Annotated in this window: 13 protein-coding genes; 11 read left to right on the top strand and 2 right to left on the bottom strand. The window is 43.4% G+C overall.

Translation table 11 applies throughout. From position 1 onward, the window contains the following. Window position 1: 1 nt before the first annotated feature. The 6 genes from trbL to R7F64_RS08030 all read left to right on the top strand — a co-directional run bounded on the left by trbL (window position 2) and on the right by R7F64_RS08030 (window position 6,446). On the top strand, window positions 2–1,093 hold the full coding sequence (gene trbL, locus R7F64_RS08055) for a P-type conjugative transfer protein TrbL (RefSeq protein WP_318071584.1): 1,092 nt from the start codon (window positions 2–4) through the stop codon (window positions 1,091–1,093). Window positions 1,094–1,194: 101 nt separating this feature from the next. Further along, window positions 1,195–1,440 (top strand): hypothetical protein, encoded by a 246-nt coding sequence (locus R7F64_RS08050; protein ID WP_060658345.1) that lies wholly within the window; start codon window positions 1,195–1,197, stop codon window positions 1,438–1,440. Window positions 1,441–1,607: 167 nt separating this feature from the next. Then, window positions 1,608–2,333, top strand: a complete 726-nt coding sequence (locus R7F64_RS08045) for a hypothetical protein (RefSeq protein WP_237301104.1) — start codon at window positions 1,608–1,610, stop codon at window positions 2,331–2,333. A 727-nt stretch (window positions 2,334–3,060) separates the two neighbouring features. Beyond that, window positions 3,061–4,440, top strand: a complete 1,380-nt coding sequence (locus R7F64_RS08040; protein ID WP_237301102.1) for a hypothetical protein — start codon at window positions 3,061–3,063, stop codon at window positions 4,438–4,440. A gap of 1 nt (window position 4,441) precedes the next feature. Continuing rightward, a complete protein-coding gene (locus R7F64_RS08035; protein ID WP_237301101.1) occupies window positions 4,442–5,149 on the top strand; it encodes a class I SAM-dependent methyltransferase in 708 nt (235 codons plus the stop codon). 493 nt (window positions 5,150–5,642) lie between these two features. Further along, window positions 5,643–6,446, top strand: coding sequence for a MetQ/NlpA family ABC transporter substrate-binding protein (locus tag R7F64_RS08030; protein ID WP_017633488.1), 804 nt, complete (start codon window positions 5,643–5,645; stop codon window positions 6,444–6,446). 95 nt (window positions 6,447–6,541) lie between these two features. Here R7F64_RS08030 and R7F64_RS08025 read toward each other — a convergent pair whose 3' ends face one another. After that, window positions 6,542–6,817 (bottom strand): hypothetical protein, encoded by a 276-nt coding sequence (locus tag R7F64_RS08025; protein WP_005379716.1) that lies wholly within the window; start codon window positions 6,815–6,817, stop codon window positions 6,542–6,544. A 223-nt stretch (window positions 6,818–7,040) separates the two neighbouring features. After that, window positions 7,041–7,760: an SIMPL domain-containing protein gene (locus tag R7F64_RS08020; RefSeq protein WP_005379714.1), complete on the bottom strand. Its 720-nt coding sequence runs from the start codon at window positions 7,758–7,760 to the stop codon at window positions 7,041–7,043. Window positions 7,761–7,993: 233 nt separating this feature from the next. Here R7F64_RS08020 and R7F64_RS08015 point away from each other — a divergent pair, with 233 nt between their 5' ends. The 5 genes from R7F64_RS08015 to dhaR all read left to right on the top strand — a co-directional run bounded on the left by R7F64_RS08015 (window position 7,994) and on the right by dhaR (window position 16,251). Beyond that, complete coding sequence (locus R7F64_RS08015; RefSeq protein WP_318071583.1) at window positions 7,994–9,757, top strand: lysophospholipid acyltransferase family protein; 1,764 nt, start codon at window positions 7,994–7,996, stop codon at window positions 9,755–9,757. Window positions 9,758–10,352: 595 nt separating this feature from the next. Continuing rightward, window positions 10,353–12,305: a PTS mannitol transporter subunit IICBA gene (locus R7F64_RS08010; RefSeq protein ID WP_318071582.1), complete on the top strand. Its 1,953-nt coding sequence runs from the start codon at window positions 10,353–10,355 to the stop codon at window positions 12,303–12,305. Window positions 12,306–12,416: 111 nt separating this feature from the next. Beyond that, window positions 12,417–13,565, top strand: coding sequence for a mannitol-1-phosphate 5-dehydrogenase (locus R7F64_RS08005; protein ID WP_005379709.1), 1,149 nt, complete (start codon window positions 12,417–12,419; stop codon window positions 13,563–13,565). Between the two features lie 84 nt (window positions 13,566–13,649). Continuing rightward, window positions 13,650–14,180, top strand: a complete 531-nt coding sequence (locus tag R7F64_RS08000) for an MltR family transcriptional regulator (protein WP_005379708.1) — start codon at window positions 13,650–13,652, stop codon at window positions 14,178–14,180. A gap of 145 nt (window positions 14,181–14,325) precedes the next feature. After that, a complete protein-coding gene (dhaR, locus tag R7F64_RS07995) occupies window positions 14,326–16,251 on the top strand; it encodes a dihydroxyacetone kinase operon transcriptional regulator DhaR (protein WP_262635426.1) in 1,926 nt (641 codons plus the stop codon). The last annotated feature ends 72 nt before the right edge of the window (window positions 16,252–16,323 follow it).

Genomic DNA, 16,323 nt, shown 5'->3' with positions numbered 1-16,323 from the left:
CATGAAGGTTCGTCAGGTAATTTCCTTGGGCTTGATTATCCCTTCGGCAGCCGCCCATGCTGCCATTGATAACAACGGTGTGCTGGATGACGTGGCATTCCAGTTCATGACGGTCGCCAGTACCTGGGCTGGCGTGATGACCAACTATGCCAGTTGGCTATTCTGGCTGCTTGGTACTATCTCTCTGGTTTGGACCGGAGGAACCCTCCTCCTCCGTCAAGCAGATATCAGGGAATTCTTTGCCGAGTTTATCCGCTTCATAATGACCTTCGGCTTCTTTCTGTGGCTGCTACGCAATGGTCCTGTATTTGCCACGTCCATCATCGATTCACTGAGAATCATTGGTGCAGAAGCTGCGGGGTTACCGCGTGAACTGACGCCATCCGAGCCAATCAGTATCGCCCTGGATATAGTGGCTAAATCAGGCAATGCATATAGCTTTTCCAGCCCTTTCGACAGCCTGGCGATCTTTATCATCACCCTGCTGATTGTCGTTTGTATGACGATTGTTTCTGCCAACGTGTTAGTGGCCTTGGTGTCGGCCTGGGTACTTTGCTACGCAGGCATCTTTGTGCTTGGTTTTGGCGGCTCACGCTGGACTTCCGATATCGCCATTAACTATTTCCGCAACGTCCTTGGCCTGGCGTTAAAACTCATGACGATGACACTCATGATCGGCATTGCGATGTCCATCATGGACTCATTCCTGGTCAACCTATCTGACGACACTCCCATGCGAGAGCTGCTGGTTATTTTCATTGTTGCGCTGGTCCTGGTGCTACTGATCCACTCCGTTCCCAATATCGTTGCCGGTCTCATCCCAGGCGCAGGGGCCGCCGCCAGTTCGGGCAACATCAGTGCCGGAGCAATGGCCGGGGCCGCAATGACCACAGGGGGAATGGCGGCTGGTGCAGTGATGGGGACTGCCGGTGGCGCATCCGCCCTTCAAGCCGCGTTTAAGTCGGCGACCAACTCAGAGATGGCTGAGATGATAACAGGCTCAATTGGCAGCGATTCTGCCAAGTCCGAAGAACCAGGTACAGGTGACACACCGTTTGCCAGAGCCGCAGGTATGGGGCGTGAGTCGAATTGAGCTTTAGCGGGCCGGTAGACGGTTGGCTAAAGAATCACACACCGAAGTTCTGAGAGAACAGGTCTCCAGGATTTCACCATTAGGCATAGAGGAGAACAAGCATGGAACTACATTTTCCACCTCAAAACTGGACCGACTTTGGCGCGTTTTTCGCGGTCATGTTCCTGGTAATGCTGGCGTTTTATTTTGCAGGTCAGTGGGCACACTCCACCAAATACAGTAAGCAGCTTTATCGCTTAGCTGACGTGCTGGAAGGGATTCAAAACAAAGTGGCAAACAAGGCGTATCGAGGAATGATGTCGTTGAATAAGCAAACCAATAAAACCAAAGGTTGGCCGTTCAAGTAACGCAAATCATAAAGACACACAGGCCGGTGCTCGCAACACCGGCCCGCATTTTCACATTAACCGTCCTGAGAGGTATAACATGACAATAAAACATTATAGAGCACCTCACACAGAGTTAAAGTGCTTAAAAATCACTCTATCCGATGTATCTTGTGAGGACTGATAGCATGTCACGCAAGAACACTAAGACAACACCAACAGCAATCAAAGGCTATTCCCCTGAAGTACGTGTAGTTCTGCGAGTAGTAAAACAAGGTAGCGTACCAGAGGCTACTCGCCGTTTGATAGACAAGCTGAAGCACTTTCAGGACAAACCCTTTGTTCTCAGGTCACTAAATTCACTGATTAGCCCTCACAGAGATATGCAGCGCCGCGTAAGAGTCAGAGCGTTTCGGGTCTTAACCGTTCTAATCAGTTATATGGATTGGGCAACATTCCGCATTGGAGTCCCAAAGACGGCGTTTAATGATCCAGTCAAACACCGAGCCATGATCAAGCGATATGAAAAAATGTATAACGAAACAATGCCTGAATCCTCTTGGTTTCGTTATATCGATAAATTAACGCAAGCGGGCTACCTCAACAGTGCCAACATGGATATTCTTAACCAAGACGGTCAAATTCGTGGGACGGCTGGACTTAAATGGTTAACCATGAAACTGATGAAAGAACTTCGTATCAAATCGGGCTGGCTGGATGAACAAAGAAATCATGCACTAGAGCGGTTAAAAAAGTCAGGTCGATGTAACGTGTGGCCTACCTATTTCAGTAAAATGGCCCAGAAGAAGCGAGTTAAAGCGATAGTGGTCGAAGCCACACAAACAGAATCATTCCAGGGGCAATTTGATACAGGCTTAACACCGCTCGACTTGAGATACCCGCCCATTCATTAACACTCCCTAATTTTTCATGCCAATTAGCTTTGGTCGACTTGTCACGCCTTCAAATCAGTCACCAATGCTAACGCTCAAATTTTAACCTGAACATATCTAAAATCTTGCACCGTATCCCTCTGACATAACTCAGTTGAGTCTGTTCAACAGACTCCGTTTTGATGTATCTACCAGAGTTCCGAAAAAATGAGAGTTGATAAAAGAATCCGGTATAACAAGTGGTTACTTCATTAACCTCACGGTTAAGCTCTATCATTGGTTTATTCATGTCTCGTCCCTCGTCATGAATAAACTTTTTAAGTAGGTATTGAAGGTTTACGCTACGCTATGCCCAAAGGGGCAAGCCCCTCTGGACTCCCATTGGAAGCTTGGTCACCTTGCTGCAAGAGCAGATCACATATTGAGCACCTGAGCAGATGGTGAGATGATAGTTTTTACGCCAGGAAGGTAATCGACTTAAACCACCAAAATCTTCTCACCTAGAGAGTCAGACGCAGCATGAAAAGAAAAGCACCCGATACAGAGCCACCACGCCCCCTCACAGAAGCCGAAAAGGAAAACTTGAGGAAAGATATGCTGGAGTCGTCGAAGTGGGCCAGAGAGGAGCTAAAGCGCCGAAGAAAGTCTACATGACATCTGTCTTTAGTGCAGAAATTTAACCAAGGAGATTTGAGTTTTGTTAAAATGTTGATATTTTAAAGATTAGGGCAAGGACTTAGAGAGCCAAATGAGAATACACACTACCATAGCTAACGATTCTCCAGACAGAGAAATTGAATTGCACATTGATAAGTTTTTTCAATTTATCATTGTAGGAGATATCGTGAATGGTGAATGTGATATAACTATTTATAACTCTATTTCATTCCATTACAAGAAAGATACTGAAAACCCAAGACTTATTGTAAAGTTCAATGTAAATGATGACGAGAACGTAAAAATAGAGCATCTCGACATGTCTCATTTTTACCGTGAAGAAAGGGTAATAAAGCAGTTTTGGGGGAGTGAATCTAAATTTTCAAGCTCTTACAGAGAGTTAATTAATAAAGTAAGTCGAGAAACCCCTTTAGATGATAAACAGGTAGAAACTCTAAATACATCCTTTTGTAAATCTGGAGATATTGATGGTGCTATATTTATAACTGAAAACAAAGAGCATATAGATGATATTATAATATCTCCATGTTCAATTAAAAATCCAAATTCAGATGTAATATTGTACGATACATTCTTAGAACTAGATGATGAATTAAAAAACATTTCATCAAATGGATACTGGTTTAAAAGTACATTTAAACACAAAATTGAAAACAACCACCAAGGATTTAAAGTTAAAGTTAACATCGATCTTAAAGATGCTAAGTTTAGTTCATCCGATTTCAAGCTTTACATACAAACTAAAAAAAGTTTCGACATAAAACAAGATAATTCCACAATTGACGGAAAACCAGTTTCAATAGAAAAGGTATACTCTCAAAATAGTTTGAATTATTTTAAAGAATGGGAAGATCTAGGAATATATAAGTCATCTTTATTTAGATTAAGCAACAGTAAAGATATAGACAATCAAGTATCAGAAAAAATAAATAATTTATCATCTTCTATTCAGTTTGAAAATATTTTCGCATCAAGACATAGAGAAATAAAAATACTTGTCTTCAGTATAATATTATCGCTTATATCATCAATAGGCTTAGATGCGACTCGCCAAGACACTAGTAGATTTGAATCTCTATTTCCATCTTATTTTAATTTAAGCCTTGATTTTTTATGGATTCTAGCATGCGTATCATTAGCGACTAAATTTTTATTCTTTAATCAATCAATTATAAAAATTAGAACCATATTGCTCATTTCTTTTCCGTCCGCAGCTTGGTTCCTTAGCTACTTTATGTTCAACTTTGATGAAGCAAGGTACACTTGCCAAGATATCACTTATGGCAATAGTTTATTATGCTTAAGCTATTTTCAAGGGAAGTTATTTATATTAGATTTAATTATAACAGTAGCTATTATATTGTTGTTAAGCTGTAATCACTTTAAATTGTTATCAGCATATAATATAAAGTTATTCGATAAATTCATGACTAAAATATTTGGTAAATAGTATGGAATTATTCAACAACCTTATATATGTAAAAAATCCTTTAGAGGATATTATTATATATAATGATAAGCAGTACTATCGATACATGAATAAAATTTACATTCCTAATCCACCTTGTGATTTGGATGATAATGATGTCAGTAGTTTATCCAAAATAAGAATATTATTAAACGGAGACGTAATTGATTACGATTACACAGAGTCAATAATTAATTATCTCATAGATAAGTCAGAACTCAAAGATGGAGAAGAAATCTTAGACTTTGGTTGTGGCGGAGGAATCCTAGCTGATGTCATTTTAAAAACAAAGAGAAAATTAAAAGGTATCACTGGATTAGATCTATGCTCATTTGCTGTACATACTGCTAACGAGATGTACAAAGAGAGACTGTCTATGGGTAATGCTTTTTTATTTGGAAAAGATGACAGTATAGATAAGGATGACAATAGTATAGATGCTATTGTTTCAAGCTTCGTAATGCACTTTAATGTATCCCCTGTTCAAATAGAGGAACTGTATAGAGTACTAAAAAAAGGCAAGAAGTTTGTATATAACGACTACGTCTATCATAAATACCCAGGACACTCTAAAAATATAATCAAATTACTTGTAAATAGCGGGTTTACCGTTGAAAAAGAAGTAGTTGAATTTAAGATTCACTCTGAATCTCTAATTAAAAAGCACTTAATAGTAACAGCAACAAAATGAGCTTTAACTTTATCTCGAAGTTTCGAACTGAGTGCTTCAAGGAGAATGGGTACACTAGAGGTACAGTCACTAGTTTTGACAATTTTAGCAAAACTACGCTAAACTACTGTTTAGTAAATACTTTAAGGTATTTTTAGTTACGCTTAATTTACCTCGGTTTTCCTAGACTTCCTGCGTTAGTGGCTAACTCATAATCGATTGGTCCGCAGTTCAAGTCTGCGAGGGGCCACCATATTTCGAAAGGCGTAGCAGGTTAATACCTACTACGCCTTTTTTGTATCTTATATCTTTGGGTACAGTTTCGGTTGCGGTAACTCGTCACTAACCTCGTAATAGCTTTTCTTCTTCCCCTCTTCTTTAACTATTATCTGGCTTTCTATACGAGCAATAGAAACAAAATGTCTGCTCGTGATTTAAACCATTGACCCTCAGACAACTTCTGATAGTATGGACATATAAACGTATGGACGTCTAAAGCAAAAATGGAGCTACAATGAAAAGTATTGGTCACTTAAAGAAACTAGCTTTGATTCTCACGGCAGTAGTCGGCTTAAGCGCTTGTGGAGAAAAAGATGACTCTGTCATTAAAGTGGGCGCGACAGTTGGACCACATGCACAAGTAGTCGAGGCGGTAGCGAAGGAGGCAGCGAAGCAAGGTTTGAATGTCGAAGTCATTGAGTTTTCTGACTACGTGACACCTAATGCCGCTCTTAGCGATGGTAGCATCGATATTAATAGCTATCAGCACCAGCCATTTTTAGACAACTTCAACAGTAGCCATAACGCCCAATTAGTATCAATTGGTCAGTCCATTCTTATGCGTATGGGGCTTTATTCCAATAAGTATCGCTCACTGCAAGAGCTTCCAAACAATGCACGTATAGCGCTTCCAAATGACCCTACCAACGGTGGTCGTGGTCTGTTGCTACTCGCCGATGCAGGTTTAATTGAGCTGAAACAGGGTGTTGGCCATAAAGCCGCCCTAACTGATATCACAAAAAACGCAAAATCATTTGAATTTGTCGAGGTAGATGCCGCTCAGCTACCCAGAACATTAGATGATGTGGACGCGGCTGCGATTACAATGAACTACGTAATGTCTTCTGGTTTAGATCCTAAGAAACAAAGTATCTATCTTGAAGCAAAAGACGCCCCATTAGCAGTCATGGTCATCGCCACTCGTGACGCAGACAAAAATAATGAAGCGTATAAAAAATTCGTTTCTATTTATCAATCTCAAGCGATTCGTGATTATCTCGATCGCACTTTCAAAGGCACAATCGAAGCAGCTTTTTAATCAATAAAGCAGCGAATACTTTGCCCCACGAATCAGATAGAAAAGAGGCTAATGTTTTCTCATAGCCTCTTCTTTTCATTACTCACTAAATCGACTCATTGTCGACTTTCAGCCTCTAACTTCATTGCCAAATAAGCTTGATCAGCAGAAACCAATTCAGGGCGGTTAATCAACTTCCAGAGGAAGTATGGTGGGATTAAAAATACGATGAAGTAGAGAGATTCATGGAAAAAAACATCGGCTATCGTTTGCTGATGCTCCCAAAGTGCCGTCAGTGCGAAGAGCTCTAACATCACGCCTAATACGCCAAAGACGACAGAGACAACAATCGCTAAACCCAGTAGTTCTCTAACAAAGTGCTTGTATGCCATGATACTAATTCCTTCTAGCAATAAGTCATACTAACTTACGCTCATAAGAAACAAGTGAGCTTGATTATTATCAAACTCACCTCATCACTGTTAAGAACTTAGTTTTATAAAAAAGTACTTGTATATAGCGTCAGCGAAGACTGATTTCCCTATCACAGAGCATAGATACCTCTACAAATAGAAGGTGATGGAACGACCAACTATTGACTATATGAGCGCAACTTTAATCAGATAAGTAATATTGAACCGTCGATACCACTCGTACTTTCTTAATGTAAGGCGTGTTGCTGTCTCGGTCATAAATCGAGAACTGCCCTTGAGTTGCACGTTTGATCTTACCCAGTGAACTCTGTGAGTCTTTCGCAAATTTCTCAGCCACTTCACGCGCATTCTTAGTCGCTTCTTCGATCATGTCTGGCTTCACATCATTCAGCTTAGTAAAGCTGTACTCAACACGATTTGCATAAGGATCTTGGTTAAGCAAAACGCCTTGCTTTCCTAGCTCACCTATTTCATTGATTGCCGCTCGAACAACATCAACACTCTGGCTATAAACCGTAACGGTTCGCGAGGCCAAATAACGATACTCAATGTCTTGCTCGCTCCCATATTGCTGTGCTTTTCTGTCAATGACCGCTGGGGAAGAAAGGGAAACGCTGGTTTCAGGAAGCCCTTTGGCACTTAGAAAGTCCAAAATCAAACGGGTTTGCTGGTCAATTTCATCAAACATGGCTCCCATATCATTACTCGCTAGAGTAAATTGAATCGGCCAAATCACCGTATCAGCAGGATACTCACGCTCCGACAAACCTTTTACTGTCACGACTCTTTCATAGGCTCGGTATTTCACCGCCGTCTGCTGCATAAAATAGCCAAGTATGCCAAGACCAAGTATCAAACTTAGCCCAATCCAAAGTGCTGCTTTATTGGAAACTCGTTCCATTATTTCCCCCTGATAAATATCAACTTAGCTTAATCTTTGTTCTAGATAAGATAGCCTATCTCTTGTTTTAAGAGGGAGACATAACGCGAGTTTTGATTCATAGCACAGTGATATACCGTTTTCTTTAGTCAATAAAGCTTCATTGGTTTGTCACCAAAGGCTCATGCTTTTGCCTCTGAATTGTCATCTGTAATTTCTACTATCCAATCAGCAACTTGTACGCTGAGGTAAATATGGATAGTTCGACCCCTTTTCGTCTCCCACGTAAAACGCCGTTTGGCATTGGTGAAAACGTTGCTGAATGGGCAACCGGTTTAAACCAACTTGATAAGTTCTACGCCCAACGCCCCGTTAATGCCGATACCAAAACTTTTCTCCGCTTCACGCTGGATGTCTTAGGTATCGACTATCGCATTGCTCATGGTTCACTCGACTCAGTACCTAAACAAGGAGCTACCGTCATTGTGGCGAACCACCCGCTTGGTTGTGTGGAAGGCGTCATCTTGGCCGAACTCTTGTTGATGGTACGAGACGATATCCAAATTCTAGCCAATCAATACCTGAAAACCGTACCAGAGTTAGATCAGCTCTTCATTGGTGTCGATGTGTTTGAAAGCAGAGACGCCGTCAAATCGAATATGAAGGCCCTCAGAGCGGCTAATAAACACCTCGCAAGTGGCGGCTTATTGCTTGTCTTTCCTGCCGGTGAGGTTTCCCAGTTAGTCGATGCCAAACAGCAACGCTTGGAAGACAAAGCGTGGAGTCGAAGCGTAAGTAGCCTGATCCGCAAAAACAAAGCAACGACAGTTCCAGTATTCATCAGTGGTCAGAACTCGAAACGCTTCTATATGGCAGGGAAAATCCATCCACTTTTGCGCACCCTACTGCTTGGGCGAGAACTGCTGAACAAACAGGCGCAAACCATCAACTTATCCTTTGGCCAAGCGATAAAATTTAAAGAGATCAACACGCTTAACGATGATCAAGTAGTGAACTATTTGCGGCTCAACACTTACTTACTCAATCGTGAAATCCAATCGGTGAAGCCCTCTTCCTCATCAGAACGGCTCTCACCAATAGCGGCAGGGTTACCCGTAGGCGAATTGCTTGAAGAACTGAACAACTTACCAAAAGAGTCCAAGCTGCTAACAAGTGGTGAGTTCGATGTCTACTGCACGGAGTCGCAGAATATCCCTTCCCTACTGCATGAAATTGGTCGCCTACGTGAGCTCAATTTCCGACAAGTTGGCGAAGGGACGGGACTAGCAATAGACATTGACCATTTCGATCATGATTACCTGCATCTGTTTGTGTGGGACAGAGAGAATCAATGCTTGGTGGGCGCGTATCGTTTAGGTCTGGTTGATCAACTGATTGAAAAGCGCGGCGTAGCAGGTCTGTATTCACGAACGTTGTTTAACTATGACCAACGCTTTATCGACCAAATGGGTAAATCCATTGAGATGGGGCGCTCTGTGATTGCACAGCAATATCAAAAGAGCATGAGCGCGCTACTGCTGCTGTGGAAAGGCATCGCAACGTTCGTTCATCAAAACCCAGATTACACTCACCTATTTGGTCCGGTAAGCATTAGCAACGATTATAGCGATACTGCACGTCAATTACTGGCTCAATCAATGACACTGCACCACTACGACAACAATTGCGCAGAGTACGTCACACCTTCTAACCCACTTCCTGAGCACCACCGTGACTGGAACACCAGCATGCTCACTGCTCTGGGTGATTTACAGCTATTGTCACGTGTCATTGCCAGAATCGATGAAGGGAAAGGAGTGCCCGTTTTGCTGCGTCAGTACTTAAGCCTCAATGGCAAGCTGGTATGCTTCAACGTCGACCCTGCATTCAATAACGCTCTAGATGGATTGATTATGGTGGATTTGCGCGATGTTCAAGAAAAGACGTTGGCAAGGTATATGGGACGCGAGCAAGCTCATGACTACCTCGTCTATCATACTAATAGCAACGATGATTAAGAACAGTGATTAAGTAGAGAGTTGGGAATCACAAGAAGAACCGTGTGGCGACTCTCTTTATTTACCCTTTCATCAACTAATTAGGCGTGCTCCGTGAAGTGCGCCGAAAAGACTCTCATAGATACAATCTATCGAAAGATCTAGATAGCATTTATCTCACCAATTCCGTCACAAACTTTCACAAAAAACAAAAACAGATCCAAGTCACACTTTAAATCCACCACAACTCAACACAAAACGTGACATTGATCATCACAAGCATTTAATTCGAATTTCAAAAAAAATCAAAAGTGATCAAAGTCACAAAGTATTTTGATTTTAATTTTGTCAGAAGATCGGATTGATCACTAAGATTTTTATTGACAGGTTTGAAAGTTGCTTTTTGTTATTAAGTTACAAGTTAATAAGTTGAACTTGGTCACTTAAAAACCGTTTCTCAGCCTAAGAAATGCGGGCGTAGATCACGAAAAACCCGTTGTCAGTTCCAATTGGAAAATGTGTGGTAAATTGATTGGGTACTAAGCAATCAAACAAACGGTTTTGGCGAACCGTTTACTACAACAAGATTCATCAGAACATCGAACGGGGAATTGTTATGATATCACCAGATGCCAAGATCAAGATACAAAATTTTGGTCGTTTTCTGTCAAACATGGTAATGCCAAACATCGGCGCGTTTATCGCGTGGGGCTTTATCACTGCTCTATTTATCCCAACTGGATGGCTACCAAACGAAACGTTAGCCTCTATGGTTGGCCCAATGATTACCTACTTGCTGCCACTACTTATCGGTTACACCGGTGGTAAATTAGTTGGTGGCGATCGTGGTGCGGTAGTCGGTGCAATCACAACAATGGGTGTGATTGTCGGCACAGACATCCCAATGTTTATGGGGGCAATGATGGTCGGCCCAATGGGCGGCTGGGCTATCAAGAAATTCGATAACTACATCGATGGTAAAGTAAAAAGTGGCTTCGAGATGTTGGTTAACAACTTCTCTGCGGGCATCATCGGCATGCTATGTGCGATCCTTGCCTTCATCTTTATCGGTCCATTCGTAAAAATTCTTTCTGGTGGCTTGGCGGCTGGCGTTAACTTCCTAGTTTCTGCTCACCTACTACCACTGACTTCAATCTTCGTTGAACCTGCGAAGATCCTGTTCCTAAACAATGCGATCAACCACGGTATTTTCTCTCCACTGGGTATCCAACAAGCGTCTGAAACAGGTCAATCGATCTTCTTCCTAATCGAAGCAAACCCAGGTCCTGGTCTAGGTATCCTGCTAGCTTACATGGTGTTTGGTAAAGGTACGGCTCGTCAAACGGCAGGTGGTGCATCAATCATCCACTTCTTCGGCGGTATCCACGAGATTTACTTCCCATACATCCTAATGAACCCTCGCCTAATCCTTGCGGCTATCGCAGGTGGTATGACTGGCGTATTCGTTCTAACTATCTTTAACGCAGGTATCGTTTCTCCAGCATCACCAGGTTCAATCTTTGCAATCTTGTTGATGACTCAGAAAGGCTCAATCGTTGGTGTTCTAGCGTCTATCGCAGCAGCAACAGGTGTGTCATTCGCGGTAGCAGCACTACTAATGAAGACACAAACGTCCACAGAAGAAGACGGTGATGAAGCAGCACTAGAAAAAGCAACATCACAAATGAAAGACATGAAATCTGCATCTAAAAACGATGCGGTGGTAAACAGCCAAAGCAAAGGTGACGTAGACCTAGCGACAGTACAAAGCATCATTGTCGCTTGTGATGCGGGCATGGGCTCGAGTGCAATGGGCGCGAGCATGCTACGCAAAAAGGTTCAAGACGCAGGTCTGAGCATCCACGTAACCAACCTTGCCATTAACAGCTTACCAGAGAGTGCAGATATCGTGATTACTCATAAAGACTTAACGGATCGTGCACGTAAGCATGCTCCAAACGCACACCACATTTCATTGACTAACTTCCTAGACAGCGAGATGTACAACCAGCTAGTCACCAAACTACTAGCAGCGCAAAACCAATCCGCAGCCAATGACGACCAAATGGTAAAAGTTTCGCTCGTGGCAGCAAACGACGACAACTTCGAGCCACAGCAAACGTCGGTGTTCCAAATCCAGCGTGAAAACATTCACCTAGGTTTGAAAGCTGCCAACAAAGAAGAAGCGATTCGCTTCGCGGGCAACAAGTTGGTCGAACTTGGCTACGCAGAACCAGAATACGTAGACGCGATGTTTGAGCGTGAAGCATTGGTTCCAACTTACCTAGGCGAATCTATCGCAGTGCCTCACGGCACGGTAGAAGCGAAAGACCGCGTGAAGAAAACCGGCATTGTAATCTGCCAATACCCATCGGGTATCCAATTTACTGAAGACGACGATGATGTAGCGAAACTGGTTATCGGCATTGCCGCTAAGAACGATGAGCACATCCAGGTGATTACCACCATTACGAACGCGCTCGATGAGCCGGAGGCAATTGAGAAGCTAACCAGTACCAACGATGTGGAAGAGATTCTGAACATCCTTGGCTGTCAACAAGCGGCTTAATTACCCCTTTAATTTGCTCCTGAGGCAAATGAGGTCAGCTGTCACCCCCTATGCGGTTGGCCTCCCCCTAGTTTCGTAAGTCAACATTTTAGACATTGGTAGGTAAGAATTATGAAAAACGCAGTTCATTTTGGCGCAGGTAACATTGGTCGTGGCTTCATCGGTAAACTATTAGCAGATGCAGAAGTCGAGGTCACATTTGCAGATGTAGACGCACCACTCGTCGATCAACTGAGTCACAAGCAAGAATACAAAGTAAAAGTGGTCGGTACTGAGTGCCAAATCGACACAGTAACTCACGTCACCGCGGTAAACTCAGCCAGTGAAGATGTCATTGACCGCATTGTAAAAACCGACTTGGTCACAACAGCGGTTGGCCCTAACGTACTGGACATCATTGCAAAAACCATCGCTACCGGCATAGCTAAGCGCTTTGCAGCAGGTAACGATAAGCCATTGAACATCATCGCGTGTGAAAACATGGTTCGTGGCACCACACACCTAAAAGGTGAAGTGTACAAACACTTGGATGAATCATTGCACGCGAAAGCAGACGAATTGGTTGGCTTTGTCGATTCAGCGGTAGACCGCATCGTGCCACCAGCAGAAGCAGCGAACGATGACCCACTAGAAGTGACGGTAGAGAGCTTTAGCGAATGGATTGTGGATGAGCAGCAATTCAAGGGCGAAATCCCTGACATAGCTGGCATGGAAAGAACCAACAACCTAATGGCATTCGTAGAACGCAAGCTATTCACTCTCAATACAGGCCACTGCATTACCGCTTACCTAGGTTGCTTGAAAGGCCATCGTACAATTCGTGAAGCGATTGAAGACCCAAGTATTCATGCTGAAGTAAAACAGGCGATGCAAGAGAGTGGTGAGGTGTTGATCAAACGTTACGGCTTCGACCGTGACATGCACAATGCTTACATCGAGAAGATTCTAGGACGCTTTGCCAACCCATACTTAGTGGATGAGGTTGATCGCGTAGGTCGTCAACCAATTCGTAAATTAGGTGCAAACGATAGATTAGTGAAGCCTTTACTCGGTACAATTGAGTATGGCACTGAAAATCAAACACTTTTGAAAGGCATTGCCGCTGCGTTGAAGTACACTAACGACACTGACCCACAAGCCGTAGAGCTACAAAACTCATTAAAAGAAGTGGGAGTGAAGAAGACGCTAGCGACATACACAGGTCTTGCAGAAGACAGCGATGAAGTGGCTCAAATCGAGACACTTTACAACCAACTTTGATTTACCTGGGGGAGCTTGGCTCCCCTTCTATATCCATCTCCATGAAGAGTTGGGATAGCTAATAATTAGAAATGTATTCAGTATATGGCAGATAACATCAACGAAACCGAGATCATTGAGCGATTAAACAGCGCACCATCGGTACGAGGCTTTTTCATTGCAGCAGTCGACGTTTTTAACGATTCGATCGACGGGTTGGTGCAAAGAATCTTTCGTAAAGATAACTTCGCTGTTCAATCGGTTGTCGGTCCGCTGCTACAAGACTCTGGACCACTGGGCGATCTGTCTGTTCGTTTGAAGTTATTGTTTGGCTTGGGAGTGCTCCCCGATGACATTTACCACGACATCGAAGACATCATCAAACTCAAAAACCAACTCAATAGTGACGCTTCAGATTACGAATTCACTGACCCGAATATTCTAGAACCAATTAAGAAACTGCACTTGGTGAAGAAAATGGGCATGGTACAACTGGAAGTCAGCGAACCAGATGACGACATCGACCTTGAGTTTTATCAGCTACAACTGCAACGTCAACAACAAATCATTAAGTCAGGGCTCTCACTTGCCATTGTCGAGATTTGCAATGAGCTCGGCAAAGACAGCCCTTTTTAATCGAAAAACTGGCAAGGAAGCCTCCTCAACTCGCCCCTCTTTTTGCACATTCTTCTATACAACGTGCGTGAAAGCCATCACAGTCCATATTCCGATGTCTCTGTAACATCAGACCAATCTATCGCTAGTATTGAAACGGTATCGCATGCTTTCAATCGAAGACACTAAAACTAAGTGGGAGTTTTTCCAGAAACACCACTGGGTATCTCCAGAATTTTCCCGCACTCCCGTCCTCGAGTCGTGGGAGCGTTGCATAAAGCAATGCAGCCCTTACACCTGGTCAAAACCACATATTGCCTCTGGATTTACCTTCTCATCTCTAATGAAGCGCAACGAACATCTCATCGAATGCGCCACGACCGTACTTGAAGATACGTACGATATGCTTGGTGACGAAGACCTGGTATTGATGGTAACCGATGGCAACGGCTGTATTCTCTCCACCGTCGGGCACGACTCTATGCGACAAGAGATGCAAACGCTCGGCATAAAACAAGGCTGTTTTCTCTCCGAAGGAAAGATAGGCACAAATGCAGTCAATCTCTGTATCAACACTCATATCCCGTGTGAAGTTTTTGCTGCCGAACATTTCAATCGCCACTTGCACTCTTATGCCTCTGTAGCGGCGCCTGTTTTTGACCAATTTGGCAAATTACGCGGTACAACATGCCTTTTCAGAAAAGCGGAAAGCTATAAGAAAGAAGACTTAGTCATCATCGCGTCGAGCGCGAAAGAAGTCAGCTTGCAAATCCACATTCAGTCGGAACAAGAAAACATGAACCGCCTTACTTGTGCGCACAACGCAACGTTAGAATGCATGGATGACGGCCTTCTGGCCTGGGATGAAGAAAGCCGTATAACCATGGTAAATCACCAGTCCGAGCGCTTGTTAAACATTGAAGCCAGTCAGGTCTTGGATAAAGAAGTCTTTTCTGTTTTGCGCTTCCCACCGAATGTCCTTACTAGTATTGAGTCAGGTGCGAGCATAAACCGTAAACTCACAACGGTAGAGGTTCGTGGCGAGTTTGTTGAGGCGATCATCACCTTGCGTCCACTCAACGACGGCACACACTTATTGTTCTTGCACCCTATCGATAAAATTCGCGAACTTGCTCAACAACAAATAGGTGGCAGTGCGCGCTATACGTTCAGCACTTTGCCCGTCATTTCACGAAAAATGAAGCATGTCATTACCGTGGCAAAACGGGCCATAAAGTCCAAATCACCGATTCTAATTACGGGTGAAGAAGGTGTAGGAAAAGCCACTCTCGCCATGGCGATTCATAACGAAAGCACCTACAAAGAAGGGCCGTTCATTACGCTCAACTGCCGCTCCATCAATACAGAGCAACTGGTCAAAGAAACCCTAGGCTACGACGAAGGGCAAGGCATGCCTTCTAAGTTTGAACTCGCCCATGGCGGTACGCTCTTTTTAGAGAAGGTGGAATATCTGTCGCCCGATTTACAAGCCGTGTTACTTAAGTTGTTAAAAACTGGGCTCGTCAGCCGCAGCGACAGTTTGCGATTGATCCCCGTAGACTTTCAACTTATTACGAGCACCGCTTCAGAGATCAGCGAGTATGTCACTCAGCGCTCATTTGGTCGGCAACTTTATTATGAAATCTCCTCGAACGAGCTGCATATTCCGCCACTACGAAAGCGTAAAGAAGACATTGAATTTCTCGTCCAGCAGCTTATCAGCCATTACGAACGCCGCCACAATGTGACGATCTCGATAGAGCCAGTCGCACTGGAAGCGTTGATGAATTTTCGTTGGTCAGGCAATAACTCCGAATTAAGAAATCGAACTGAGCGAATTTTGCTTAACCGCAGTTCCAACTTAATCAAGCTGAACGATATTCCTGAAGACATTAAACTGAATTCTCGCCATACCGCAGAAAATACGCCAGTAATCACGTTAGAAGAAGCCGAGAGAAGAGCTATCGTTCAGGCTTGGAATCAGTGTGATGGCAAAATGCATGATATGGCGAAAGCATTGCAAATTGGCCGCACGACCTTATGGAGAAAAATTAATAAGTTTGGGCTGCAGGAGCAAATGAAGCTGTATTAAGTCGTGAATTGGCGTTCCTATAACAAAAGTAAAACCGGCGTAAGCACGCCGGTACAGATGTACTAACGATAA

It is taken from the genome of Vibrio sp. Vb1980 (genome assembly GCF_033338615.1).
GTDB classification, from domain to species: domain Bacteria; phylum Pseudomonadota; class Gammaproteobacteria; order Enterobacterales; family Vibrionaceae; genus Vibrio; species Vibrio alginolyticus.
This window is presented reverse-complemented; position numbering and strand designations above follow the sequence as displayed.